Raw genomic sequence first — 24,558 nt, forward strand, 5'->3', positions numbered from 1 at the left:
AAGCTAAAGAGATTGCGCAAGACTGGCAAACGCTGAGGAACGATTTGCACCCGAGAGCGCCTGCGCGTTCGCACCGAAACAATTGAGCATGCAACCTGAACGGGTGTCATGGACAATCCTGCAGCCACATCGACGTGGCGCATCTCGCCCCTGACGGACAACCTCATGCACTACTGGAACCAGGACAACTTCCAGAGCCTCACGGCCATCGCCGAGGCCTACGCCGACAAGCCCGGCTACGAAGGCTTCGCCGCGTACTGCCAACTGCGCGAGCGCGGCTTGAAGAAGCCGGCCCTGCAGGCACTGGCAGGCTTCATCGCGACCTGCCGCCATGCGCCCCTGGGCGTGCAGCGCGAGCGTGCCTGCGAGCTGGCGGCGCTGCACTACCACACGCCTGCCGCCCACCAACTCCTGGCGCAGCCGCTGCGCGTGTACCTCGGTCAGCTACTGGAAGCCTGGTGCCAGGAAGCGCCGCCCTCGCCCGCGCCCTATCGCTGGGCCGCGGTGATCAAGGAAGACACCGCCTACTTCCACCAGGCGCTGGCACAGGACCCCAACGATGCCATCGCCCTCTACCGGCTGGCAGTCGCCTACCTGGGCCAGGTGGACTACCAGACCCACCACCTCGGCGAATCGTTCTTCATCGGTGACGAGGCCCATGCCGAAACCGCCCTCGCCCGGGCCGGCGAGCTGATCGCCCGGCTCGCCCCCGAGCAGACGCCGAAGTGGCTGGAAGAGGAGCAACGCCACTGCCGCGCCCTGCTGGACGCCTGGAACCGCTACCGCTCAGCCGACACGCCGACCTCCTTCCCGGAGTGGTGCGAAGCGCAAGGGCTGGTGTTCGGTTTCAGCCAGGCGTTCTATTACGCGCGCTGAAGGCGAGCGGCGCCAACCGCGCAAGAACGATCAAATCGCCTCGACGCACCCTTGCTAAGGTCGGTGCCGTCTTCAAGGAGTGCCCTATGCCGAGCATCGAACAGGTCCTGTGGTTCATCGAATCCGAACAGGATGCCAACCTGGACCTCGGGTCCGTCGCGGCCCACGTCGGGCTGTCGCCATTCGCCCTGTCGCGTCTGTTTTCCCTCGCTACCGGCTGGTCGGTGATGCGCTACATCCGCGCCCGCCGCCTGACCCGGGCGGCCCATGCCCTGGGCGACGGCACGCGGGACATCCTGCAGGTGGCGCTGGATGCCGGCTATGGCTCCCATGAAGCCTTCACCCGTGCCTTCAGCGACCTGTTCGGGGTCACGCCCCGCCAGGTTCGCGAACAGGGGCACGGCAACCTGCACCTGGTGGAGCCCTTGCGCATGAAAGCCATGAATTTCGTGGAGCTGTCCGAACCCCGCTTTGAAACCCGCCCCGACTTCCTCATCGCCGGCCTGGGCGAACGCTTCACCTTCGACCGCAACGAAGGCATCGTCGGCCTGTGGCAGGCCTTCGCCCCCTATATGGGGCGGATTCCTGGCCAGTCCAGCGACGTCACTTATGGCCTGTGCTGCAACCCGGGCGAGGACGGCAGCTTCGAATACATCGCCGGCGTCGAAGTGCCCCGCATCGACGGGCTTCCGCCCACCTTCCGCCACTTCAAGGTGCGCCAGCAGGACTACGCCGTGTTCCGCCACCTCGGCCACATCTCCACCATCCACCAGACCTTCCTCACCATCTTCAACAAATGGCTGCCGGCGTCCGGGTACGCCTTCGCCAACGCCCCGGAATTCGAGCAATACAGTGCCGATTTCGAGCCGATGCAGGGGACGGGGTTCGTGGAAGTGTGGGTGCCGGTGGTGCGACGCGCGCTTGGGTGAGTCGGCTGCCGCTCCTCCGGCTAGCCGCCCACCCGCAACCAGATCACCGAAGCATCGTCGCTGGCCTTGAAGCGCGGGTAGCGCAGGCAGGTGGCGTCCTCGCGCTCGATGCGGCGCAGCTCCTCCGCCAGCGGCAGCAGGCCGCTTTCCAGTACCCGGGCCATCAGGGTCGCGGCGGCGTAGTGGTGGTAGGTGTCGATCAATGCGGCGAAGCCGTCGCTCATCAGCAACAGGTCGTCGCCGGCGGCCAGGGGCGCCTGGGCGTATTGCAGGGCGGCACTCGCCTGCTCGGCGTCGACGCTCAGCACCGCCTTGGGCCGCTCGCGGGCGGCACGGCGGTCAGCCAGGACACGGTCGCTGCGGACGTTGTCGGCGCCAATGCCGGGGCCCAGGGCCTCGGCTTCGGCCTGCTCCTGCCGGCGATCCGGCTGCGGCGTGAGGAAGGCCACACCCTGGGCGCTGCGGTGGATCACGGTGCAGTCACCGAGAAAGCCGCAGGCCAGCCGGTCGCCTTCCAGGGCGATGGCGGCAAGGGAGGCACGGGGCAGTTCCCAGGCGGCGACGGGCTCGCGCTGGCGATCACGCCGGTAGTCGGCAGCGACGGCCTGGAACACCTGCTCGCACAGCGAGGCCAGGGGGCCCGAGGCGGCCATGAAGCCGCGATGGGCCGCATCGGCCAGCCAGGCCGCGCCACCCCGCTGCCCCATCAGGCCCGGCTCGCCCAGGTCGGTGGCACCGTCGATGACCCAGGCATGCCGCCCGGCACAGCCGACGCGGTCGTCGTTGGGAACGGCGGCCTTGCCGGCAAGGCTGAGGGTCTGGATCAGGTCGAGGTGCATGGCGGTTCCTTCATGTGCGTAGTGCGGGCGGCGCCCATTCTAGAGGCAGTGAATCCTGAATAAGAAATGCTTATCCCTACGTCCGGACCTACGCAGCACCTGCCTGCTGTCAGTGTCCCTGGCCGATCGAACGAACAGGAGCCACCGTTCGCAAGATGAACAACGGAAAAGGCCTTCAACAAACTCCTCCCTGCTTCCCTGGCACTTTTACCCCGGCAAATGGTTGCATCAAACAACCATATTGCTAGGGAGTACAAACATGGAGCACCAGTCCGCGTTGATAGAAAGGGTTCGCCACGCCTCGCGGGTGATTGTCCGTGAGCTTGGCTTCATGGACTCGACGCTGGCTCAAACGCGCTACCCGGCTTCGTCCGTGCACGCCCTGCTGGAAGTCGGAGTGCAAGGCCAAAGCACAGCTGCACAGATCGCCCAAAGATTGAACCTGGACAAATCCAGCGTCAGCCGTTTGTTGAAGAAGCTGATAGCAGCAGGAGAGCTGCAAGAAGCAGATTGCCAGTGGGATGCCCGAATCAAATTACTGTCATTGACAGCAAAGGGACGCCACACCCTTGAGGCCATCAACCGCCATGCCGAGGCACAGGTCGGATCAGCATTGGAGCGCCTTCCCAGCCGTGACCGAGGCACCGTGGCCGCAGGGCTCACCCTGTATGCACGGGCCCTCGGTTCAATGCGGGATGAGCACGCAGGTGCAACCCTTCCCACGCCGCAGCTCTACCCAGGCTACAGACCGGGGGTGATCGGCCGAATCACCCAGATGCATGCAGACTTCTACGCCCGTAACTCAGGCTTCGGGCAGTTCTTCGAAAGCCAGGTTGCCAGCGGCCTCGCCGACTTCTGCGAACGACTGGTGCACCCCAGCAATCAACTCTGGACCGCCGTCGCCGGGGAGCACATCGTGGGCTCGATCGCCATCGACGGCCAGTCCATGGGCGATAACGAAGCCCATCTGCGCTGGTTCATGCTTGAGGAGGCGTATCACGGACATGGCCTGGGACGGCGCCTGTTGGAGACCGCATTGGACTTCTGCGATACGAATGGCTTTGACGCGGTCCATCTATGGACGTTCAGCGGACTGGACGCCGCCCGCCACCTCTACGAAAAGCAGGGGTTTGTGTTGAAGCAAGCGCAGGAGGGAAGTCAATGGGGCACTTCCGTCATTGAGCAGCACTTCATTCGCACCCGCAGTTGAAGAAACACTCTCAGCCAGCGGTCAGCAAACTCAGGGCCGGTAGCCCTGCGCCAGCAGCCACCCCTGCACCTTGCGCCGAGGCTCGGGCGCCAGCGCGGCCAGGGCTGCGTCCAGCCGACCGGCCTGCAGGGCACGAACGATGGGCGCCAGCTCGGTGCCGTCCAGGTGCCAGACACCCAGGGGCTGGTCGGCGGTGATGACCACCTCCCGCGCCTCGATCAGTTCGCCCTGGATCACCGGTGCCGACTCCACCCGCACCTGGCGGATGTCCGCCTCGGCATGCAGCGGCGCGGCATCGGGCCAGGTGCGGCGATCACGCCAGAACGGCTGCTCCGGCCAGCGCTGCTCCAGGGCATAGAAGTCACGGCCGGTGCGGGCGAAACGCTGGAACAGGTGTTCGACCCGGCGCTGGTGGAAGGCTCGGGCCAAGGCGGCGCGCTCCGGGTGGCGCAACAGGGTGTTGATCACCGCCGGGGCCTGCAGCGCGGAGGACAGGGACTGGAAGATGCCGTTGCCGGACAGCGGGTCCACCGCCATCGCCGCATCCCCGACCCGCAGCCAGTCGGGGCCGCTGGCCTCGTGGAAGAGGATCGCGGTGCTGCTGCGGGCATGCAGGCTGGCGGGTTGCAGGGCAGCCTCGCCGAACAGCTCGCGCACCCGGGCGGACTGCCGGCGACGTTCGGCGCACCAGGCCGGCAACCGGTCCCGGGGCGGCAGGTCGCTGGCGGTGACGTCGAGGGTGATCTGCCAATAGCAGCGGCCGTCGGCCAGCCGCGCCATCCAGGCCCAGCCGTCGGCCAGGCTTTCCACCGCCGAGCCGGCCAGGCCGGGGGCGTCATGCCACTGGTTGAGCAGGCTGAGGGTCTCCGGCCCGCGCAGCCGTCCGCCGGCCAGGGGCGCGGAGCGTCCGCGTGCCTCCACCAGGAAGCCGGCCCGCAGCACCTCGCCGCCTTCCAGGTGCACGGCGTGGCCGTCGGGGCCGTGCGCCACCTTGAGCACCCGCGCCTCCAGCACTTCGATGCCGGCGGCCCGCAGGTCGTCACGCAGGGCGGCGTCGAAGGTCGGCCGGTCCAGCAGGCATTCCTGGTTGATGGATTGCCCCTCGCCGTTCCACTGCACCCGACGCGGCGAAGGCGCCGCAGCAGTGGCCAGCGCCCGGTGCAACCCGGCCTGGCGCAGCCCCTCCAGCACCCGCTGGGAGACGCCTTCCACCGCGGCGAAACGGCGCCATTCGCTGACCACCCGCACCGGGTAGCCCAGGCGCGTGAGGCCCAGGGCGACGGCAGCACCGGCCGGACCGGCGCCGAGGATGAGGATTTCAGTCATGCCCGCGCCGCTCCGGCCCGTGGTAGGTGGCGCCCTGGCGCAGCGCCTGCAGCAGGGCGTCCCCGCTGATGCCCGGCCGGCGCGTCAGGTGCGCGGCCAGGGTGCCGGCCAGGGCCGCGCAGGCGACGCTGGCACCGGCGACGCCGTTGTGGGCTGCCACATGGGCACCGAAATCGGCCTGGCGGGTGCCGAGCCAGGACCACTGCCCCGGCGCGCAACGGGCATCGCCGGTGATGCGGATGACGCCCGGGTAGCTGGCCGGGTACACCGGCTCGCCCTGGGCCGGGCTGGAAGCACAGAGCAGCACGCCGGCGGCCTGGAGCCGGGCACAGGCGTCACGCAATACCGGCCGGTCCATGCGCAGGCCCAGGCTCATGCTCACCAGGCTCACCTCCTGCTCCAGCAGCCAGCAGAGGGCGGCGGCGATCTGCAGCGGGCTGGTCTGCCCCCGCTCGCCGAACACCTGGGCCATGCAGACGCCCACCGGGCCGGCCTGGCGGCGGAAGGTGTCGAGCACCACCTGGCCGTGGCCGAGGCTGTCGGGCTGGACGTCGCCTTCACGCAGTTCGCCGTCCTCCAGCCAGAAGCGCCGGGACGCTTTGACGCCGTCGGCCTGCGCCGGGGCGAAGCCGCTGTCGATCAGGCCGATGCGCACGTCAGCGGCCATCGAGGGCGACCTCGGCTGCTAGCGGACGCAGGCGCCCCTGCTCCAGGCGCAGGTGCAGGTCCGCCTCGGCGAGGGTGGATGGCCGGTGGCTGATGAGGATGCGCGTGCGCCCGGCGAACAACTGGTCGATGGCGGCGATCACCTCGCGCTCGGTGGCTTCGTCCACTGCCGAGGTGGCTTCGTCCAGCACCAGGATCAGCGGGGCCTGCAGCAGCGCGCGGGCGATGGCGATGCGCTGTTTCTGCCCGCCGGAAAGCTGCTGGCCACGCTCGCCCAGGGGGGTGTCCAACCCCAGCGGCAGGGCGGCCACCAGGCCGTCCAGCCGGGCCAGGCGCACCACCCGTTCCAGGGCCTCGCGGCTGGCATCGGGAGCGCTGTAGGCGAGGTTCTCCGCCAGGGTGCCGCGGAACAGGACGATGTCCTGGCTGACCACGGCGATGCGCCGGCGCAGGGCCAGCAGGTCCAGCTCACGCAGGTCGACCCCGTCCAGCAGGATGCGCCCCTGGTCAGGGTCGTAGAAGCGCTGCAACAGGTCGATCAGGGTGGACTTGCCGACGCCCGAGGCGCCGCTGACGGCCACCTTGAGCCCGGCGGGAATCTCCGCGTCCACACCTTCCAGCACGGCGCCGGCACGCTGTTCGTGGGCGAAGTGCACGCCCTCCAGGCGCAGGGTGCCGGGGCCGTCCGGCAGGGGCACGGGCGTGACGGGTGGGCGCACCGGCACCGGCTCCTGCTGCAGCTCCATGACCCGCCCGAGGCTGACCGTCATGCGCTGCAGCGCGACGTAGAGGCCGAGCAGGCTCTGCACCGGCCCCACGGCCATGCCCAGGTAGGTGGAAAAGGCGATCAGCGCGCCCAGTTGCCAGGTGCCCTGGATGACCCAGTAGCCGCCGATGAGGAAGGCGCAGGCGCGGGACATTGAGGTGAGCGTGCCCGGCACCGCGTGGGTGAAGAACTCGGTGACCTGCACCCGCAGCAGCTGGCGCATGTAGCCCTGCCCCAGGCCCTCCAGGCGGCGGGCTTCGCGGGCCTGCTGGCCAGCGGCCTGGATGAACTTCATCGCCGGCAGGGTTTCCACCAGGAAGGACGACACATCCGCCGAACGTTCCCGCAGGCTGCGCACCTCGCGCTCGACTTTGCGGCGCATCCAGCGCAGCCAGAGCACTTCCACGGGGATCAGCAGCACTAGCAGCAGGGAGAGCTGCCAGGACAGCAGCAGCATCAGGGTCACAGCGCCGATCAGCCCGATGAGGCTGGAGACGGCGGAGAACAGCGAGTCCACGGCAAAACGCTGGATCTCCGCCACGTCGCCATCCAGCCGCGACAGGATGTCGCCGATGCGCTTGCGCCCGTAGAAGGCCGGCGAGAGCTGCTGCAGGTGGCGGTAGAGGTCGTCGCGCAGGGCGAAGAGGATGCGCCCGGAAAGCCGGGTGTGCAGGTAGCGGTTGATGCCCGAGAGCGCGGTGCCGACCAGGCCGACGGCGATCATCGCCACCGCCACCTGCAGCAGCAGGCCGAAGTCCTTGGCCAGCAGGCCCTCGTCGATCAGCGTCTTGGTCAGCCAGGGCTGGGCCAGCACCAGCAGCGATGCCCCGAGGGACAGCCCCAGCAACACGGCGATGGCGCGCAGTTGCGGATGCACGAAGCCGTAGAGCCAGGCCAGGGCGCGGCGCAGCAGCTCGGGGTCGTGGGCGTCGACGAGTTTGAGCAGGAGGCGGGTCATGCCGTCACCCGGGCATACCGGAACGCCGTAGGTGCAGCCGTAGCCCGGGCTTCAGCCCGGGTCTGCCCAGGCACACGGCATCGCGAATGAATTCGCTTCCACAGCGCCTTCAAGGGCGTCATCCCCTGAGCTGCTTGAGCTTGCGGTACAGGGTGGCGCGGCTGATGCCCAGAGCATCGGCGGCGGCGGAGACATTGCCCTGGTGCCGCTCCAGGGCGGCGCGGATCAGCTCCAGTTCGTTCTCGCGGATGCTGCCGGGCTGGCGGGTGGTGGCGGTGAGGTCGTCCAGCAGGCTGTCGGTGAGGTGGTCCAGCCCCAGCACGGTCTCCCCCGGTTCGCGCATGGCCAGGGCCGCGCGCAGGACCATTTCCAGCTGGCGGATGTTGCCCGGCCAGTCGTAGCCGCTGAACAGCTCGGTGAGGTCCTTGTCCAGGCTGACGTCGCTGGCACCGAAGCGGGCCAGCACGCTGGCGATCATCCCTGCCAGGTCGTCCCGCTCGCGCAGGGCCGGCAGGCGCAGGCTGACGCCATTGATGCGGTAGTAGAGGTCTTCGCGGAAGTGCTGCTCCTGCACCAGCCCGCGCAGGTCGCGGTGGGTGGCGCAGATCACCGCCACGTCGATGGCCTGCTCTTCGGCGGCGCCGAGGGGGGCCACCCGGCGCTCCTGCAGCACCCGCAGCAGGCGGGCCTGGAGCGCGAGGGGCATGTCGCCGATCTCGTCGAGGAACAGGGTGCCGCCGTGGGCCTGCATCAACCGACCGACCATGCCGCCACGGCGGGAGCCGGTGAAGGCGCCTTCGCGGTAACCGAACAGCTCGGACTCGATCAGGCCCTCGGGGATGGCTGCGCAGTTCACCGCCACGAAGGGCTTCTCGGCACGCGGGCTGGCCTGGTGCAGGGCGCGGGCCACCACCTCCTTGCCAGTGCCGGTTTCCCCCAGCAGCAGCACGGGCAGGTCGCTGGCCAGGGCCTTGCGGGCCATGCGCAAAGCGCGGGCGAAGCGGCCGTCGTGGCCGGCCAGTGCCTCCAGGGCCTGGGATGTTGCATGGCTGGGCGCCTTGGCCGCCACCGGGGCCGTGTGGCCGAGGGGGCTGTGGCGGGGCACCTGGAGCGCGCGGAAGAAGAACTCGCCCTGGGCGGTCTGCACGCTGCTGACGCCGCCCTTGAGCAGGCGGGCGATGAACGGAGCGGCGCGCTCGCCGATGAGGTCGCTGCCACGGCGGCCCACCAGGGCATCCCGCCCGACCCGCAGCAGTTCGCAGGCCCGCTCGTTGGCGGCGACCACCTCGCCCACCAGGCTCAGGGCCAGCAGCCCGTGCCAGGCGCTGCCCAGGTATTGCGGGCGGTTGTGGAAGGCCACCACCAGATGGTCGCTGTAGGTCAGGGCAAACAGGCGGCTCTCGATGTTGCCGGCGGCCAGCATCAGGGTGGCGAGGTTGTCCTCGGGCTGGGCCATGACGCCTTGCCGGGTCAGGTCCAGCACCCCCACCACCTGCCCCTGGGGATCGCGCAGCGGCACCGAGGTGCAGGAGAACGGGCTGAGCCGGTCGAGGTAGTGCTCGCCGCAGTTGATCAGGGTCGGTCGGCCTTCCACCACCGCCGTGCCGATGGCGTTGGTGCCCCGGCTCGATTCGCTCCAGCAACTGCCGGGGCGCAGGTCACGCAGGCCGGAGCCCTTGAGGAATTCGGTCTGGCCTTCGATGGCCAGCAGGTTGGCCTGGGCGTCGCCGAGGATGATCAGCCCGCCCTTGCCCTGCTGGCTGACCAGGTACTCCAGCTCGGGAGTGGCGGCGTCGATCAGCAGGCGGTTGCCTTCCAGCAACAGGCCGAGGTCGTGGTGACGGAGTTCGGGCTGCTCGCCTTCAAGGCAATTGAGCCCATGGCCGAGGCTGCGCCGCCATGAGGCATCGATCTCCTCGCGGAGCACGCCACGGGGCAGTTCGCCTTCGTTGAGCAGCTTCAGCCGTGCCTGGTACGACGGGTGAAGTGGATCGGTCGCCATTTTTATTCGAATGTCCTGCGCCATCTCTCGCTCCAGCAACCGCCCGGCCTGGCCGTGGCAGACTGCACGCCCTGACTGTCTACACCCCCCGGCCGGTGCCGTAAAGAGCGCCGGTTCCGCAGGCTGGAAGCCAGCAAGTATCGGGCCACAGGGGCGATTTGCCGCTGCCTGGCGCCGAGTTGACAGCGAGTTTACCCAGGTTTACGTTAACGTAAAGGTAAACAAGCCGAGCCCCCTCCCCCATGTCCAAGACCTACAGCATTTCCGACCTGGCCCGCGAACTGGATGTGACCACCCGCGCCATCCGCTTCTACGAGGAGCAGGAGATGCTCTTCCCCGAGCGCCGGGGCCAGGAACGCATCTACAGCCCCAAGGACCTGGTGGCCCTCAAGCTCATTCTGCGTGGCAAGCGCATCGGCTTTTCCCTGGCCGAGTGCAAGGAGCTGATCGACCTCTACGACCCCAGCAGCGGCAACCGCAAGCAACTGGAGACCTTCATGGAGAAGATCGCCGCCCGCCGCGCGCAACTCGAACAGCAGTTGCTGGATATCCAGCAGATGCAGTTGGAACTGGATACGGCCGAGGAACGCTGCCTGGCGGCCCTGGCCGAGACCGAACGCAAGCAGGCCGCCAAGGCCTGATCCCCTCCCCGACTCACCGACAATCACAAGCACAGGTGGAACCATGACCTACTCGAGCCTGAACTTCGCCCTCGGCGACACCCTCGACATGCTGCGCGAACAGGTGCAAGCCTTCGTCGCCGCCGAACTGGCGCCCCGCGCCGCCGAGATCGACCGCGACAACGCCTTCCCCATGGACCTGTGGAAGAAGTTCGGCGACATGGGCCTGCTGGGTGTGACCGTCGGCGAGGAATACGGTGGTGCCGGCCTGGGCTACATGGCCCACGTCATCGCCATGGAGGAGATCAGCCGCGGCTCGGCCTCGGTGGCCCTCTCCTACGGCGCCCACTCCAACCTGTGCGTCAACCAGATCAAGCGCAACGGCACCCACGAGCAGAAGCAGAAGTACCTGCCCAGGCTGATCAGCGGCGAGCATGTCGGCGCCCTGGCCATGAGCGAGCCCAACGCCGGCTCCGACGTGGTCTCCATGAAGCTGCGCGCCGACCGCAAGGGCGACCGCTTCGTTCTCAACGGCAGCAAGACCTGGATCACCAACGGCCCCGACGCCAACACCTACGTGATCTACGCCAAGACCGACCTGGACAAGGGCCCCCACGGCATCACCGCCTTCATCGTCGAGCGCGACTGGAAGGGTTTCTCCCGTGGCAGCAAGTTCGACAAGCTCGGCATGCGCGGCTCCAACACCTGCGAGCTGTTCTTCGATGACGTGGAAGTGCCGGAGGAGAACGTCCTCGGCGCGGTCAACGGTGGCGTCAAGGTGCTGATGAGCGGCCTGGACTACGAGCGCGTGGTGCTGGCCGGCGGCCCGGTGGGCATCATGCAGGCCTGCCTGGACGTGGTGGTGCCCTACATCCACGACCGCAAGCAGTTCGGCCAGAGCATCGGCGAGTTCCAGTTCATCCAGGGCAAGGTGGCCGACATGTACACCCAACTGGCCGCCAGCCGCGCCTACCTCTATGCCGTGGCCCAGGCCTGCGACCGTGGCGAGACCACCCGCAAGGACGCCGCCGGGGTGATCCTCTACACCGCCGAACGCGCCACCCAGATGGCCCTGGAGGCGATCCAGATCCTCGGCGGCAACGGCTACATCAACGAGTTCCCCACCGGGCGCCTGCTGCGCGACGCCAAGCTCTACGAGATCGGCGCCGGCACCAGCGAGATCCGCCGCATGCTGATCGGCCGCGAGCTGTTCAACGAAACCCGCTGATCCTCGACCGACGCCCCTCCCCCTCCGGGAGGGGCGCGAACGCACGATTCGGAGCGCCCCAGATGGCCATCCTGCATACCCAGATCAACACCCGCACCCCGGAATTCGCCCGCAACCGCGAGGCCATGCAGGCCCAGGTGGACGACCTGCACCGCCTGCTCGGCCGCATCCACGAAGGCGGCGGCGCCAAGGCCCAGGAGCGCCACACCTCGCGGGGCAAACTGCTGCCGCGCGAACGCATCAACCGCCTGCTGGACCCGGGCTCGCCTTTTCTCGAAATCGGCCAGCTGGCGGCCCATGAGGTCTACGGCGAAGAGGTGCCCGCCGCCGGCGTGGTGGCCGGCATCGGCCGCGTCGAAGGCGTCGAATGCATGATCGTGGCCAACGACGCCACGGTGAAGGGCGGCTCCTACTACCCGCTGACGGTGAAGAAGCACCTGCGGGCCCAGGCCATCGCCCAGGAGAACCGCCTGCCCTGCATCTACCTGGTGGACTCCGGTGGCGCCAACCTGCCGCGCCAGGAAGAGGTCTTCCCCGACCGCGAGCACTTCGGCCGCATCTTCTTCAACCAGGCCACCATGAGCGCCCAGGGCATCCCGCAGATCGCCGTGGTGATGGGCTCCTGCACCGCCGGCGGCGCCTACGTGCCGGCCATGAGCGACGAGACCATCATGGTGCGCAACCAGGCCACCATCTTCCTCGCCGGCCCGCCGCTGGTGAAGGCCGCCACCGGCGAGGTGGTGACCGCCGAGGAGCTGGGCGGCGCCGACGTGCACTGCAAGACCTCCGGTGTGGCCGACCACTACGCCGAAAACGACGAGCACGCCCTGGCCCTGGCCCGCCGCAGTGTCGCCAACCTCAACTGGCGCAAGGCCGGCGAGCTGAACCTGCGCACGCCCATCGCACCGCGCTACGCCAGCGAGGAGCTGTACGGGGTGATTCCGGCGGACGCCAAGCAACCCTTCGACGTGCGCGAAGTGATCGCCCGCCTGGTGGACGACTCCGCCTTCGACGAGTTCAAGGCCCTGTTCGGGACCACCCTGGTGTGCGGCTTCGCCTTTCTTCACGGCTACCCCATCGCCATCCTCGCCAACAACGGCATCCTCTTCGCCGAGGCCGCGCAGAAAGGCGCGCACTTCATCGAGCTGGCCTGCCAGCGCGGCATCCCGCTGCTGTTCCTGCAGAACATCACCGGCTTCATGGTGGGCAAGAAGTACGAGGAAGGCGGCATCGCCAAGCACGGCGCCAAGCTGGTCACCGCCGTGGCCTGCGCGCGGGTGCCGAAGTTCACCGTGATCATCGGCGGCAGCTTCGGCGCCGGTAACTACGGCATGTGTGGCCGGGCCTACGACCCGCGATTCCTGTGGATGTGGCCCAACGCGCGGATCGGCGTGATGGGCGCCGAGCAGGCCGCCGGCGTGCTCACCCAGGTCAAGCGCGAGCAGAGCGAACGCGCCGGCCACAGCCTGAGCGCCGAGGAAGAGGCACGCATCAAGCAGCCCATCCTCGAACAGTACGAGCGCCAGGCTCACGCCTATTACTCCAGCGCGCGGCTCTGGGACGACGGCGTCATCGACCCGGCGCAGACCCGCGAGGTGCTTGGCCTGGCGCTCTCGGCCAGCCTCAACGCGCCGATCGAAGCGACCCGCTTCGGCGTGTTCCGCATGTAGCCCTCTCCCGGAGCCCATATGACCGACTTCAACACCCTGCAACTGGACATCGCCGCCAATGGCGTCGCCACCCTCTGGCTGAACCGTCCGGACAAGAACAACGCCTTCAACGCCGGGATGATCCGCGAGCTGATCCTCGCCCTGGATGCCGTCAAGGAGCACGGCCAGGTGCGCTTCCTCATCCTCCGCGGCCGGGGCCGGCACTTCTCCGCCGGGGCTGACCTGGCCTGGATGCAGGAGTCCGCCCGCCTGGACTACAACGCCAACCTGGATGACGCCCGCGAGCTGGCCGAGCTGATGTACGCCCTCTACCAGCTCAAGGTGCCAACCCTGGCGGTGGTCCAGGGCGCGGCCTTCGGCGGTGCCCTGGGCCTGATCAGCTGCTGCGACATGGCCATCGGCGCCATCGACGCGCAGTTCTCCCTCTCGGAGGTGCGCATCGGCCTGGCACCGGCGGTGATCAGCCCCTTCGTGGTCCAGGCCATCGGCGAGCGTGCCGCGCGCCGCTACGCCCTCACCGCCGAGCGCTTCAACGGCGAGCGGGCCCGTGAGCTGGGCCTGCTGGCCGAGTGCTACCCGGCCGAGGAACTGGACCAGGCGGTGGAGAGCTGGACCGCCAACCTGCTGCTCAACAGCCCCCAGGCCATGCGCGCCAGCAAGGACCTGCTGCGGGAAGTGGGCAGCGGGGTGCTCAGCCCCAACCTGCGCCGCTACACCGAGAACGCCATCGCCCGCATCCGCGTGAGCGCCGAAGGCCAGGAAGGGCTCAATGCCTTCCTGGAGAAACGCAAACCCTCCTGGCAGGAGCAATGACCATGATCACCACCTTGCTGATCGCCAACCGTGGCGAGATCGCCTGCCGGGTGATGCGCACCGCCAAGGCGCTGGGCATTCGCACCGTGGCCGTCCACAGCGAGATCGACCGCAACGCCCGCCACGTGCGCGAGGCGGACATGGCCATCAACCTCGGCGGCGCCAAGCCGGCGGAGAGCTACCTGCGGGTGGACGCGCTGATCGCCGCCGCCCAGGCCAGCGGCGCCCAGGCCATCCACCCCGGCTACGGCTTCCTCTCGGAGAACGCCGGCTTCGCCCGTGCCATCGAGGCCGCCGGGCTGGTGTTCCTCGGCCCGCCGGCCAGCGCCATCGACGCCATGGGCAGCAAGTCCGCCGCCAAGGCGCTGATGGAGGAAGCCGGCGTGCCCCTGGTGCCCGGCTACCACGGCGAGGACCAGGCCCTGGAGACCTTCCGCACCGCCGCCGAGCGCATCGGCTACCCGGTGCTGCTGAAGGCCGCCGCCGGCGGTGGCGGCAAGGGCATGAAGGTGGTGGAGCGCGAGGCCGACCTGGCCGAGGCGCTCTCCTCTGCCCAGCGCGAGGCCCAGGCCGCCTTCGGCGACGCCCGCATGCTGGTGGAGAAGTACGTGCTCAAGCCGCGCCATGTGGAGATCCAGGTCTTCGCCGACCGCCACGGCAACTGCCTGTACCTCAACGAACGCGACTGCTCCATCCAGCGCCGCCACCAGAAGGTGGTGGAGGAAGCCCCCGCCCCCGGCCTCTCGGCCGAGCAGCGCCGCGCCATGGGCGAGGCCGCTGTGCGCGCGGCCCAGGCCATCGGCTACGTGGGTGCCGGCACCGTGGAATTCCTGCTGGATGCGCGCGGTGACTTCTTCTTCATGGAGATGAACACCCGCCTGCAGGTGGAGCACCCGGTCACCGAGGCCATCACCGGCCTCGACCTGGTGGCCTGGCAGATCCGCGTCGCCCGCGGCGAAACCCTGCCCATCACCCAGGCGCAGGTGCCGCTGATGGGTCATGCCATCGAAGTGCGCCTGTACGCCGAAGACCCGGAAGGCGGCTTCCTGCCCGCCAGCGGCCACCTGGACCTGTACCGCGAGCCCGCGCCCGGCGAGGGCCGCCGGGTGGACAGCGGCGTGGCCGAGGGTGACGACGTATCGCCCTTCTACGACCCCATGCTGGCCAAGCTGATCGCCTGGGGCGAGAACCGCGAGGAAGCGCGCCAGCGCCTGCTGGCCATGCTGGAGGACACCGCCGTGGGCGGCTTCCGCACCAACCTGGCCTTCCTCCGCCGCGTGCTGGGCCACCCGGCCTTCGCCGCGGCCGAACTGGACACCGGCTTCATCGAGCGCCACCAGGCACACCTGCTTCCCGCCCCTGCCGCCCTGCCCGAGCAGGTCTGGCAACTGGCTGCCGAAGCCTTCCGCCAGGGCGATGCCGCCCGGGTGCGCAGCGACGACCCGCATTCGCCCTGGAGTGGCAACAGTGGCTGGCGCGCGGGCCTGCCCCGCGAGACCGACCTGCACCTGGCCTGCGGCGAGGAGCGCCAGGTCGTGCGCCTGCGCGGCCGGGCCGACAGCCCGATCCGCCTGGAAGGCGAGCGGCTGGCCCTGGAGCTGGACGGCGTGCGCCGCACGCTGCTGGCCATCCGCCGGGGTGAAACCCTCTACCTGGAGTGGGACGGCACGCTGCACACCATCACCCGCGTCGATCCCATCGCCGAGGCCGAGGCCAGCCACAGCCACCAGGGCGGGCTGACGGCGCCGATGAACGGCAGTATCGTGCGCGTGCTGGTGGAAGCCGGCCAGGCCGTGGAAGCCGGCACCGCCCTGGTGGTGCTGGAGGCGATGAAGATGGAGCACAGCATCCGCGCGCCCCACGCCGGGGTGGTCAAGGCGCTGTACTGCAGCGAAGGCGAACTGGTCGCCGAAGGCACCGCGCTGGTGGAGCTGGAAGAGGCCTGAGAGGGCGCTGCACCGTAGGGTGGATGTCGCTCTTTACATCCACCAACCTGGCCCGGCCCAGCACCGCCGGTGGACATGAAAAGCAATGTCCACCCTACGCAGAAACAACCCGTATTCCGCGAGCGAAGCGAAACCCATCGAGCACCGAACGCCGATGAATGAGAGAGATGACGCAATGACGATCCCCAAGAAGGTCCGCCTGGTCGAAGTCGGCCCCCGTGACGGCCTGCAGAACGAGAAGCAGCCCATCAGCGTCGCCGACAAGGTGCGCCTGGTGGACGACCTCACCGCCGCCGGCCTCGGCTATGTGGAGGTGGGCAGCTTCGTATCGCCCAAGTGGGTGCCGCAGATGGCCGGTTCCGCCGAAGTGTTCGCGCAGATCCAGCGCAAGCCGGGCGTCACCTACGCCGCCCTGGCGCCGAACATGAAGGGCTTCGAAGCCGCCCTGGAGGCCGGGGTGAAGGAGGTGGCGGTGTTCGCTGCCGCGTCCGAGGCCTTCTCGCAGAAGAACATCAACTGCTCCATCGCCGAGAGCCTGGCGCGCTTCGTGCCGGTGGTGGAAGCCGCCCGCGCCCAGGGTGTCAGCGTGCGTGGCTATGTGTCCTGCGTGCTGGGCTGCCCCTACGAGGGCGAGGTGGCCGCCGAACAGGTGGCAGCGGTGGCGGCCGAGCTGCATGCCATGGGCTGCTACGAGGTCTCCCTGGGCGACACCATCGGCACCGGCAACGCCGGCAGCACCCGCCGGATGTTCGAGGTGGTGGGCGCGCGCATCCCCCGGGAGCAACTGGCCGGCCACTTCCACGACACCTACGGCCAGGCCGTGGCGAACATCTACGCCAGCCTGCTGGAAGGCATCAGCGTGTTCGACAGCTCGGTCGCCGGACTCGGCGGTTGCCCCTACGCCAAGGGCGCCACCGGCAACGTCGCCACCGAGGATGTGCTCTACCTGATGAACGGCCTGGGCATCGAGACCGGCATCGACCTCGACCGGCTCGCCGCCGCCGGGCAACGCATCTGCACCGTGCTGGGCAAGGACAACGGCTCGCGGGTGGCCCGCGCCCTGCTCGCCCGCAACGCCTGATCTGGCAAACGCCGGGCTTCTTCATTTCACCCGGCGCGTCAGGCTTCTTCGACGTGCGGGGTGACGCCCACGCGCATGATGGCCTCGATGGCTTCTTCGCGGGTCGGCTCGGAGTCGTACAGGTGGCTCTCGAGGATCACCTCGCCGGCGCCCTTGAGGCGGAAGTAGTTCTTGCCGCCCGAGGCCATGCGACGCTCGAAGCGATCACTGTTGACGCAGTGGGTGCGGAACAGCGCGATGGCTTTCTCGGCGCTGTCCCGGCAGGGGTAGCGCCCGCTCTCCACCATCACTTGGGCCTCCCGTGTCTTCAGGCGAAAACGGTATTCGCCACTGCCGTATTTCTTCAGCTCGAAAAAGCCTGGCATGTCTCTCACTCCTTGCAGCTTCATTGCCCACGCGGGGCGACCTGCTCGCCCCGGCGGGGGCCTGGGCGAACGAAACGCGCACCATACCGACGCCCCCGGGGCCCGTATGCCGGGGGAACCTGCACCCGGGGTAGGCGCCAGACGGGCGGGCCGGGCGAAACGTCCTAGGCCTTCGAAGAGGCCCACGCCAGAGCCTCTCTGTCATATCACCGTCACCTCGCTGACTTAATCTCGCGGCTCCTCCCGCCCAACAGAAGGCACCGCTGCATGACGCGCGACGTCACCGAACGAGAAATCTGGAGCCGTACCCTCAGTCTGTTGCTGCTCGGCTTCGTCTGTTACGCCCTGCCCTGGTCGGTGTTCGCCGCCCTGCCCGTCCCCGCCGACCGCTCACCGGCGCTGCGCATCCAGGGCTCCAACACCATTGGCGCCAAGCTGGGGCCGGCCCTGGTACGCGGCCTGATGGAGGAAGAAGGCCTGGGCAACATCCGCCAGGAAGCCGGCAGCCAGGAGAACGAAGTGCAACTGATCGGCCGTGCCCCGAACGGGCGCGAGGTGCGGATCAATGTGGCCGCCCACGGCTCGGGCACCGGCTTCGTTGCCCTCAAGGACGGCAGCGCGGACCTGGCCGCCTCCTCCCGCCCGATCAAGGATGCCGAAGCGGCGGACCTGAAGCACTTCGGCGACCTGCGCAGCCAGTACAGCGAGAACGTCATCGCCATCGACGGCCTGGCGATCATCCTGCACCCGTCCAACCCGCTGGCAAAGCTGGACACCACCCAACTGGCGCGTGTCTTCGCCGGCGAGGTGAAGACCTGGGAAGAGCTTGGCGGCAAGGGCGGCGCGATCCACCTATACGCCCGCGACGACAAATCCGGCACCTTCGACACCTTCAAGGAACTGGTGCTGGCCAGCCACGGCAAGACCCTGGCAGCCGGTGCCAACCGCTTCGAATCCAACGATCGCCTGGCCGAGGCGGTGGCTGCCGACCCGCAGGGCATCGGCTTCGTCGGGCTGGCCTCGGTAGGCAAGGCGCACACCCTGGCGATTGCCGATGGCGACTCACAGGCCATGGGCCCGTCCACCACCCTGATCGCCACCGAGGACTACCCGCTCTCCCGCCGGCTGTTCCTCTATGTGAAGCCGGGCGAAAAGAACGCCTGGGCCCAGGCGCTGGTGCGCTTCGCCCAGGGCCCACGTGGCCAGGCCATCGTCGCCCAGACCGGGTTCGTCGCCCAGACGGTGCAAACGGTGAAGGTGACGCCCCAGATCGGCATGCCCAAAGCCTATCGCCAACTGGCCGGCGAGGCGCAGCGGCTGTCGGTGAACTTCCGCTTCCAGGAGGGCAGCGCCAACCTCGACAACAAGGCACTGCGTGACGTGGAGCGGGTGATGGCCTACCTGAAGGACAGCGGCAAGCTGGCCAACCAGGTGGTGCTGGTGGGCTTCGGCGACGCCAAGCCGGACCCGAGCCGTGCAGCCCTGCTCTCCAAGCTGCGTGCCATGGCGGTTCGCCGCGAGCTGGCCAAGGCCGGCGTAAGCTTCCGCGACATCGTCGGCCTAGGCGACGAACTGCCGGTGGCAGCGGACAGCGACGAAGGCCGCATCCGCAACCGTCGCGTCGAAGTCTGGGTCTACTGACGCGCTGTTTTACCGCACCTCCGCCCCTTGCCCGGGTCCATAGTTATCCATGCACAGTGCATCACGCGCTGTGCGTCGATTGCCCGGGACAAGGAGTACCGATGGAGGCCCTTCACGCATTCCTGTTCACCGACTTCCTCGGTACCGCCACCTGGCTGTGGCTGAGCTTTCTGCTGGTCGTGGTGGCGCTGCTGGCGTTCGACCTGGGTGTGCTGCACCGCCATGAGCGCGAGATCGGCGTGCGCGAAAGCCTGCTGCTCTACAGCGGCTACTTCACCGCCGGGCTGGCCTTTGGCGGCTGGGTCTGGTGGGAGCTGGGGGCGCAGCCGGCGCTGGAGTTCTACACCGGTTTCCTGGTGGAGCAGTCGCTGTCGATGGACAACGTGTTCGTCATGGCGATGATCTTCGGTTTCTTCGCCGTGCCCAGGCTCTACCAGCACCGTGTGCTGTTCTGGGGGATTCTCGGGGTGATCGTGCTGCGGGCACTGATGATCGGCATCGGCGCGGCGCTGGTGCAGCGCTTCGACTGGATGCTCTACCTGTTCGGCGGCTTTCTGCTGTTCACCGGCGTGAAGATGCTGCTCAGCCGCGACCAGGGCGAGCGCGACCTGTCGCACAACCCGGTGCTGCGCTTCCTGCGGGGGCACCTGCGCCTGACCCAGGACCTGCACGGCAAGCGCTTCTTCGTGCGGCTGCCCACCGCCAGCGGGGGCACCCTGCTGCATGCCACGCCGCTGTTCCTGACCCTGGTGCTGATCGAGCTGGCCGACCTGGTTTTCGCGGTGGACAGCGTCCCGGCGATCTTCGCCATCACCCAGGACCCGTTCATCGTCTACACCTCGAACATCTTCGCCATCCTCGGCCTGCGTTCGCTGTACTTCGCCCTGGCAGCGCTCATGCACCGCTTCGTCTACCTCAGGTACGCCCTGGCCCTGGTGCTGATCTTCATCGGCGGCAAGATTTTCCTGCAGAGCTTCATCGGCAAGATTCCCGCCCTGGTTTCCCTTGGCGTAACCTGTGGCCTCCTGGCCGGTGGCGTGCTGATCTCGCTGATCCGCACACGCAAGCCGCAGCCGGTCCATCAGGAGGAGCGCGGGCAGCGATGAAGGACGTGCGGATCGATGTACTCGAACAACGGGGTCGGGTGATCTGGCAGGTGCGCATGGGCGCGCGGGCGGTGAACTTCCACGAAGAACTGGCCGCCCGCACCTTCGCCGCCCAACTGCACCAGCGCCTGGAATGGCTGCGCGCACAGCACGCAGCCGCCAGCAGCCCCTCGGAACCCTCCCAGCCCCACCAGGATTGACCCACTGTTTGTCACGCAACTGATCAGGCAGCAGATGCGGTTTCGGCCACGGCCCACCTGATGCCCGCGCGCGACTGGAGCCCACAGCCCCTGATACGCACGAGGCCCGCACGGTGAACCGTGCGGGCCTCGCTGTTGCTGCGCGGGCGATCAGTGGCTGCTGCGCATCATCTCGCGCGGTACGTACTTGCCGATCTCGTACTTGCCGATGGCGGCGCGGTGTACTTCGTCCGGGCCATCGGCCAGGCGCAGGGTGCGCTGCATGGCGTACATGTAGGCCAGCGGGAAGTCGTTGGAGACGCCGGCGCCGCCATGGATCTGGATGGCGCGGTCGATCACCCGCAGGGCGACGTTGGGCGCCACCACCTTGATCTGGGCGATCTCACTCTTGGCCACCTTGTTGCCGGCGGTGTCCATCATGTAGGCCGCCTTCAGGGTCAGCAGCCGGGCCATGTCGATCTCCATCCGCGAGTCGGCGATCTTGTCGATGTTGCCGCCCAGGCGGGCCAGGGGCTTGCCGAAGGCGGTGCGGCTGACGGCGCGCCTGCACATCAGCTCCAGGGCGCGTTCGGCCATGCCGATGGAGCGCATGCAGTGGTGGATACGGCCTGGGCCGAGGCGGCCCTGGGCGATCTCGAAGCCACGGCCTTCGCCCAGCAGCACATTCTCGTAAGGCACGCGGACGTTCTCGAACAGCACCTCGGCGTGGCCGTGGGGGGCGTCGTCATAGCCGAACACCGGCAGCGGGCGGAGGATCTTCACGCCGGGGGCATCGGTGGGCACGAGGATCATGGAGTGCTGCTGGTGGCGCGGCGCATCCGGGTTGCTCAGGCCCATGAAGATCATCACCTTGCAGCGCGGGTCGCAGGCACCGGAGGTCCACCACTTGCGGCCGTTGATGACCCACTCGTCACCCTGGCGTTCGGCACGGGCTTCCATGTTGGTGGCATCGGACGAAGCCACGCCCGGCTCGGTCATGGCGAAGGCGGAGCGGATCTCGCCACGCAGCAGTGGCTCCAGCCACTGCTTCTTCTGCGCTTCGTTGCCGTAGCGCACCAGCACTTCCATGTTGCCGGTGTCCGGCGCGGAGCAGTTGAACGGCTCCGGGCCCAGCAGCGAGCGGCCCATGATCTCGGCCAGGGGCGCGTATTCCATGTTGGTCAGGCCGGCACCGTATTCGGACTCGGGCAGGAACAGGTTCCACAGGCCTTCGGCCTTCGCCTTGGCCTTGAGCTCTTCCATGATCGCGGTGGGCTGCCAGCGGTCGCCTTCGGCGACCTGCTTCTCGAACACCGGCTCGGCGGGATAGACGTAGGTGTCCATGAACGCGGTGACGCGCTCACGCAGTTCCTGGACCTTGGGCGAATAGGCGAAATCCATGCGGCGTACCTTCTGAGGAGGGTGAGGAATGACCTGGAGAGTCTGGAAAGAATGCTAGAACAGGGATTAAGATTTACCCAGCCTATTATCGATATGCATGAACATTCATAAGCGATATGGTGCATCCCTCGACAAGAACAATCCAAGGAGCACGTGCGGCATGAACCTCAACAAGGTGGACCTGAACCTGTTCATCGTCTTCGACGCCATCTACACCGAGGCCAACCTGACCCGTGCCGGGCAGATCGTCGGCATCACCCAGCCCGCCGTGTCCAACGCCCTCGCCCGCCTGCGCGAGACCTTCAACGACCCGCTGTTCGTCCGTACCGCCCAGGGCATGGTGCCCACGCCGATGGCGCAGAACATCATCGGTCCGGTGCGCAACGCGCTGCAGTTGCTGCGGGTCTCGGTGCAGGAGAGCCGCACCTTCAACCCGCTGCAGGCCAACAAGACCTACCGCATCAGCATGACCGACCTCAGCGAGGCGGTGATCCTGCCGCTGCTGTTCCAGCGCCTGCGCCGCCTGGCGCCCCAGGTGCAGGTGGAGAGCTTCCTCGCCAAGCGCCGCGAGACCACCAAGGAGCTGGCCGCCGGGCGCCTGGACTTCGCCGTCGACGCGCCGCTGAACACCGACCCGCAGGTGCGCCACGTGAAGCTGATGGAGGATCGCTACGTGTGCGCCATGCGCCGTGGCCATCCGCTGGCCAAGGAGCGCATCAGCCTGGACGAGTACCTCTCGCTGTCGCACATCCACATCTCCAGCCGCCGCAACGGCCTGGGCTACGTGGACCTGGCCCTGGGCAAGATGGGCATCCAGCGCAAGGTCGCGCTGCGCTCGCAGCACTACATGATGGCTTCCACCGTGCTGCAGAGCACCGACATGGCGATGACCGTGCCGGAGCGCTTCGCCCGCCGCCACGACCTGCACTTCGTCGACCTGCCGGTGAACGACGTGCCCGCCCTGGAGACCCACCTTTACTGGCACGAAAGCACCGACCAGGACCCGGCCAACCGCTGGATGCGCGAGCAGATCATCGAGATCTGCCAGCAGGTCACCCAGCAGGAGCGCGTGCGCGCCTGATCAGGCCCCCAGCACCTTCCCCGCCTCCCGCTCCACCAGCGGGCGGATAGGCCGCCACTGGCGCAGCTTGCGGTACAGCGTGGGCACCACGAACAGCGTGAAGAACGTGCCCACCAGCAGCCCCCCGACGATGACCATGCCGATCTGCCGGCGGCTCTCCGCCCCGGCGCCGGTGGCGATGGCCAGCGGCAGGGAGCCCAGCACCATGGCGCCGGTGGTCATCAGGATCGGCCGCAGCCGCTGCACGGCCGCCTCCATGACCGACTCATCCAGACCACGACCCTCGCGCAACTGCTGGTTGGCGAACTCGACAATGAGGATGCCGTGCTTGGTGATCAACCCGATGAGGGTGACCATCCCCACCTGGGAATAGATGTTCAGGGTGCCACCGAACAGCTCCAGCGCCAGCAGCGCGCCGGCCATGGAGAGCGGCACGCTGAAGAGGATCACCAGCGGGTCGACGAAGCTCTCGAACTGCGCTGCCAGCACCAGGTAGATGAACACCAGCGCCAGCGCGAAGGTCAGCGCCACGCCCGCGCCGGAGGCCTTGAAATCACGGGAGATGCCGGTGTAGTCGAACTGGGTCTCGGCGGGCAGCACTTCACGGGCCACCGTCTCCAGGTGGTCCAGCGCCTCCCCCAGGGTGTAGCCGGAGCCGACGTTGGCGCTGAGGGTCACCGCGCGCAACTGGTTGAAGTGGTTCAGCTCCCGAGGGGCGACGGTTTCCTCCACCTCGATCAGGTTGGAGAGCTGCACCATGCTGCCGTCGCGCCCGCGCACGTAGACCCGGTTGAGGTCGTCCGGGTTGCTGCGGTCGACGTCCGCCAGTTGCACCAGCACGTCGTACTGCTCGCCGTTCTGCTTGAAGCGGGTCACCTGGCGGCTGCCGAACAGGCTTTCCAGGCTGCGGCCGATGGTGGCGACGTCGGTGCCCACGGCGGTGGCCTGCTCGCGGTTCACCGTGACCTTGAGCTGCGGGGTGTTGAGCTTGAGGTCGGTGTCGATGCTCTCCAGCCCCGGGTAGTCACGCACCCGCTGCAGCAACTGGTCCACGTACTGCTGCAGCTCGGCGTACTCCAGGGACGAGCGGATGACGAAGTTCACCGGCTGGTTGCGCGCGCTCTGCCCCAGCGGCGGGCGGTTCACCGGGAAGGCCCGCACACCGGGGATGTCCTGCAGCCTGGGCAGCAAGGCATCGCGGATCTCGAACTGGCTGCGGCTGCGCGCGCTCCAGTCCTCCAGCTTGAGGAAGGAAATTCCCTGGGCCACGGTGGGGAAGCCCACCACCACCATGTAGCGGTTGGCCTCGGGGATGCCGCGGTAGGCCTCTTCCAGTTGCCGGGCGTAGCGCGCGGTGTACTGCAGGGTGGCGCCATCCGGGCCGTTGAGGGTGCTGACGATGGTGCCGGTATCCTCGGTGGGCGCCAGCTCGCTGCGCAGGCCGCTGAACATCCACAGGCACAGCAGCAGCACGCCGACGAGGAACAGCGCGATCAGCACCCAGGCGCGCAACACCCGCTCCAGCAGGTGCCGGTAGCTGTAGGTGAGGCCGTTGAGAAAGCCTTCGATCAGGTTGTACAGGCGACCATGGCGCTGCTCCGCCCGGTGCGGCCGGAGCAACTGAGCGCACATCATCGGTGACAGAGTGAGGGCCACGAAGCCGGAGACCAGCACCGCGCCGGCCAGGGTCCAGGAAAACTCGGTGAAGAGCTTGCCCGAGGTGCCCTGCATGAAGCCGATGGGCGCGTAGACCGCCGCCAGGGTCAGGGTCATGGCGATCACCGCGAAGGCGATCTCGCGGCTGCCCTTGAACGCCGCCTGCACCGGTGACAGGCCCGCCTCGATATGGCGGTGG

At 68.2% G+C, this 24,558-nt stretch carries 21 protein-coding genes; 13 read left to right on the forward strand and 8 right to left on the reverse strand.

What is annotated here, in order from left to right; genetic code table 11:
* Positions 1–165: 165 nt before the first annotated feature.
* Together A7D27_RS19445 and A7D27_RS19450 are read left to right on the forward strand one after the other, a co-directional pair.
* On the forward strand, positions 166–876 hold the full coding sequence (locus tag A7D27_RS19445) for a hypothetical protein (RefSeq protein ID WP_069565811.1): 711 nt from the start codon (positions 166–168) through the stop codon (positions 874–876).
* A gap of 86 nt (positions 877–962) precedes the next feature.
* The gene (locus A7D27_RS19450) at positions 963–1,805 is read left to right on the forward strand and encodes an AraC family transcriptional regulator (RefSeq protein WP_069565812.1); all 843 of its coding nucleotides are present in this window, start codon (positions 963–965) and stop codon (positions 1,803–1,805) included.
* Positions 1,806–1,825: 20 nt separating this feature from the next.
* Here the strand turns inward: A7D27_RS19450 and A7D27_RS19455 are convergent, their stop codons facing one another.
* Positions 1,826–2,644 (reverse strand): protein phosphatase 2C domain-containing protein, encoded by an 819-nt coding sequence (locus A7D27_RS19455; protein WP_069565813.1) that lies wholly within the window; start codon positions 2,642–2,644, stop codon positions 1,826–1,828.
* Between the two features lie 259 nt (positions 2,645–2,903).
* Between A7D27_RS19455 and A7D27_RS19460 the strand changes: the two genes are divergently transcribed.
* Positions 2,904–3,854, forward strand: a complete 951-nt coding sequence (locus A7D27_RS19460; protein WP_069565814.1) for a helix-turn-helix domain-containing GNAT family N-acetyltransferase — start codon at positions 2,904–2,906, stop codon at positions 3,852–3,854.
* Between the two features lie 30 nt (positions 3,855–3,884).
* On the opposite strand, the gene A7D27_RS19465 is transcribed toward A7D27_RS19460, so the two are convergent.
* The 4 genes from A7D27_RS19465 to A7D27_RS19480 all read right to left on the reverse strand — a co-directional run bounded on the left by A7D27_RS19465 (position 3,885) and on the right by A7D27_RS19480 (position 9,596).
* Positions 3,885–5,180, reverse strand: a complete 1,296-nt coding sequence (locus A7D27_RS19465) for an NAD(P)/FAD-dependent oxidoreductase (RefSeq protein ID WP_069565815.1) — start codon at positions 5,178–5,180, stop codon at positions 3,885–3,887.
* Positions 5,173–5,847, reverse strand: coding sequence for a peptidase S8 and S53 subtilisin kexin sedolisin (locus tag A7D27_RS19470; RefSeq protein ID WP_069565816.1), 675 nt, complete (start codon positions 5,845–5,847; stop codon positions 5,173–5,175). The genes A7D27_RS19465 and A7D27_RS19470 overlap by 8 nt, the downstream gene beginning before the upstream one ends.
* The gene (locus A7D27_RS19475) at positions 5,837–7,570 is read right to left on the reverse strand and encodes an ABC transporter ATP-binding protein (RefSeq protein ID WP_069565817.1); all 1,734 of its coding nucleotides are present in this window, start codon (positions 7,568–7,570) and stop codon (positions 5,837–5,839) included. The genes A7D27_RS19470 and A7D27_RS19475 overlap by 11 nt, the downstream gene beginning before the upstream one ends.
* A 118-nt stretch (positions 7,571–7,688) precedes the next feature.
* Complete coding sequence (locus A7D27_RS19480; RefSeq protein ID WP_069565818.1) at positions 7,689–9,596, reverse strand: sigma-54-dependent Fis family transcriptional regulator; 1,908 nt, start codon at positions 9,594–9,596, stop codon at positions 7,689–7,691.
* A gap of 218 nt (positions 9,597–9,814) precedes the next feature.
* On the opposite strand from A7D27_RS19480, the gene A7D27_RS19485 reads away from it, so the two are divergent.
* The 6 genes from A7D27_RS19485 (at position 9,815) to A7D27_RS19510 (ending at position 16,930) form a co-directional block, all read left to right on the forward strand.
* Positions 9,815–10,213 (forward strand): MerR family DNA-binding transcriptional regulator, encoded by a 399-nt coding sequence (locus tag A7D27_RS19485; RefSeq protein WP_044399652.1) that lies wholly within the window; start codon positions 9,815–9,817, stop codon positions 10,211–10,213.
* A gap of 43 nt (positions 10,214–10,256) precedes the next feature.
* The gene (locus A7D27_RS19490; protein ID WP_044399656.1) at positions 10,257–11,420 is read left to right on the forward strand and encodes an isovaleryl-CoA dehydrogenase; all 1,164 of its coding nucleotides are present in this window, start codon (positions 10,257–10,259) and stop codon (positions 11,418–11,420) included.
* Between the two features lie 62 nt (positions 11,421–11,482).
* Positions 11,483–13,090: a carboxyl transferase domain-containing protein gene (locus A7D27_RS19495; protein ID WP_069565819.1), complete on the forward strand. Its 1,608-nt coding sequence runs from the start codon at positions 11,483–11,485 to the stop codon at positions 13,088–13,090.
* An 18-nt stretch (positions 13,091–13,108) separates the two neighbouring features.
* A complete protein-coding gene (locus A7D27_RS19500; RefSeq protein ID WP_069560450.1) occupies positions 13,109–13,903 on the forward strand; it encodes a gamma-carboxygeranoyl-CoA hydratase in 795 nt (264 codons plus the stop codon).
* The gene (locus A7D27_RS19505; protein ID WP_139134134.1) at positions 13,900–15,849 is read left to right on the forward strand and encodes an acetyl/propionyl/methylcrotonyl-CoA carboxylase subunit alpha; all 1,950 of its coding nucleotides are present in this window, start codon (positions 13,900–13,902) and stop codon (positions 15,847–15,849) included. Before A7D27_RS19500 ends, A7D27_RS19505 begins: the two co-directional genes overlap by 4 nt.
* A 175-nt stretch (positions 15,850–16,024) precedes the next feature.
* Positions 16,025–16,930, forward strand: coding sequence for a hydroxymethylglutaryl-CoA lyase (locus tag A7D27_RS19510; protein ID WP_069565821.1), 906 nt, complete (start codon positions 16,025–16,027; stop codon positions 16,928–16,930).
* Positions 16,931–16,968: 38 nt separating this feature from the next.
* Here the strand turns inward: A7D27_RS19510 and A7D27_RS19515 are convergent, their stop codons facing one another.
* On the reverse strand, positions 16,969–17,295 hold the full coding sequence (locus tag A7D27_RS19515; protein WP_069560453.1) for a YegP family protein: 327 nt from the start codon (positions 17,293–17,295) through the stop codon (positions 16,969–16,971).
* Between the two features lie 267 nt (positions 17,296–17,562).
* Here A7D27_RS19515 and A7D27_RS19520 point away from each other — a divergent pair, with 267 nt between their 5' ends.
* The 3 genes from A7D27_RS19520 (at position 17,563) to A7D27_RS19530 (ending at position 20,242) form a co-directional block, all read left to right on the forward strand.
* A complete protein-coding gene (locus tag A7D27_RS19520; RefSeq protein ID WP_069560454.1) occupies positions 17,563–18,936 on the forward strand; it encodes a substrate-binding domain-containing protein in 1,374 nt (457 codons plus the stop codon).
* A gap of 101 nt (positions 18,937–19,037) precedes the next feature.
* Positions 19,038–20,042 (forward strand): TerC family protein, encoded by a 1,005-nt coding sequence (locus tag A7D27_RS19525; RefSeq protein ID WP_069565822.1) that lies wholly within the window; start codon positions 19,038–19,040, stop codon positions 20,040–20,042.
* Positions 20,039–20,242, forward strand: coding sequence for a hypothetical protein (locus tag A7D27_RS19530; protein ID WP_069560456.1), 204 nt, complete (start codon positions 20,039–20,041; stop codon positions 20,240–20,242). Before A7D27_RS19525 ends, A7D27_RS19530 begins: the two co-directional genes overlap by 4 nt.
* A gap of 150 nt (positions 20,243–20,392) precedes the next feature.
* Here A7D27_RS19530 and A7D27_RS19535 read toward each other — a convergent pair whose 3' ends face one another.
* Positions 20,393–21,622 (reverse strand): acyl-CoA dehydrogenase, encoded by a 1,230-nt coding sequence (locus A7D27_RS19535; protein ID WP_069560457.1) that lies wholly within the window; start codon positions 21,620–21,622, stop codon positions 20,393–20,395.
* 160 nt (positions 21,623–21,782) lie between these two features.
* Here A7D27_RS19535 and A7D27_RS19540 point away from each other — a divergent pair, with 160 nt between their 5' ends.
* The gene (locus A7D27_RS19540; protein ID WP_069560458.1) at positions 21,783–22,703 is read left to right on the forward strand and encodes a LysR family transcriptional regulator; all 921 of its coding nucleotides are present in this window, start codon (positions 21,783–21,785) and stop codon (positions 22,701–22,703) included.
* Here the strand turns inward: A7D27_RS19540 and A7D27_RS19545 are convergent.
* Positions 22,704–24,558 (reverse strand): efflux RND transporter permease subunit (locus A7D27_RS19545; RefSeq protein ID WP_139134135.1); only part of this gene is annotated, 1,855 nt, incomplete at its 5' end.

This window comes from Pseudomonas sp. 1D4 (assembly GCF_001728925.1).
GTDB lineage: Bacteria > Pseudomonadota > Gammaproteobacteria > Pseudomonadales > Pseudomonadaceae > Metapseudomonas > Metapseudomonas otitidis.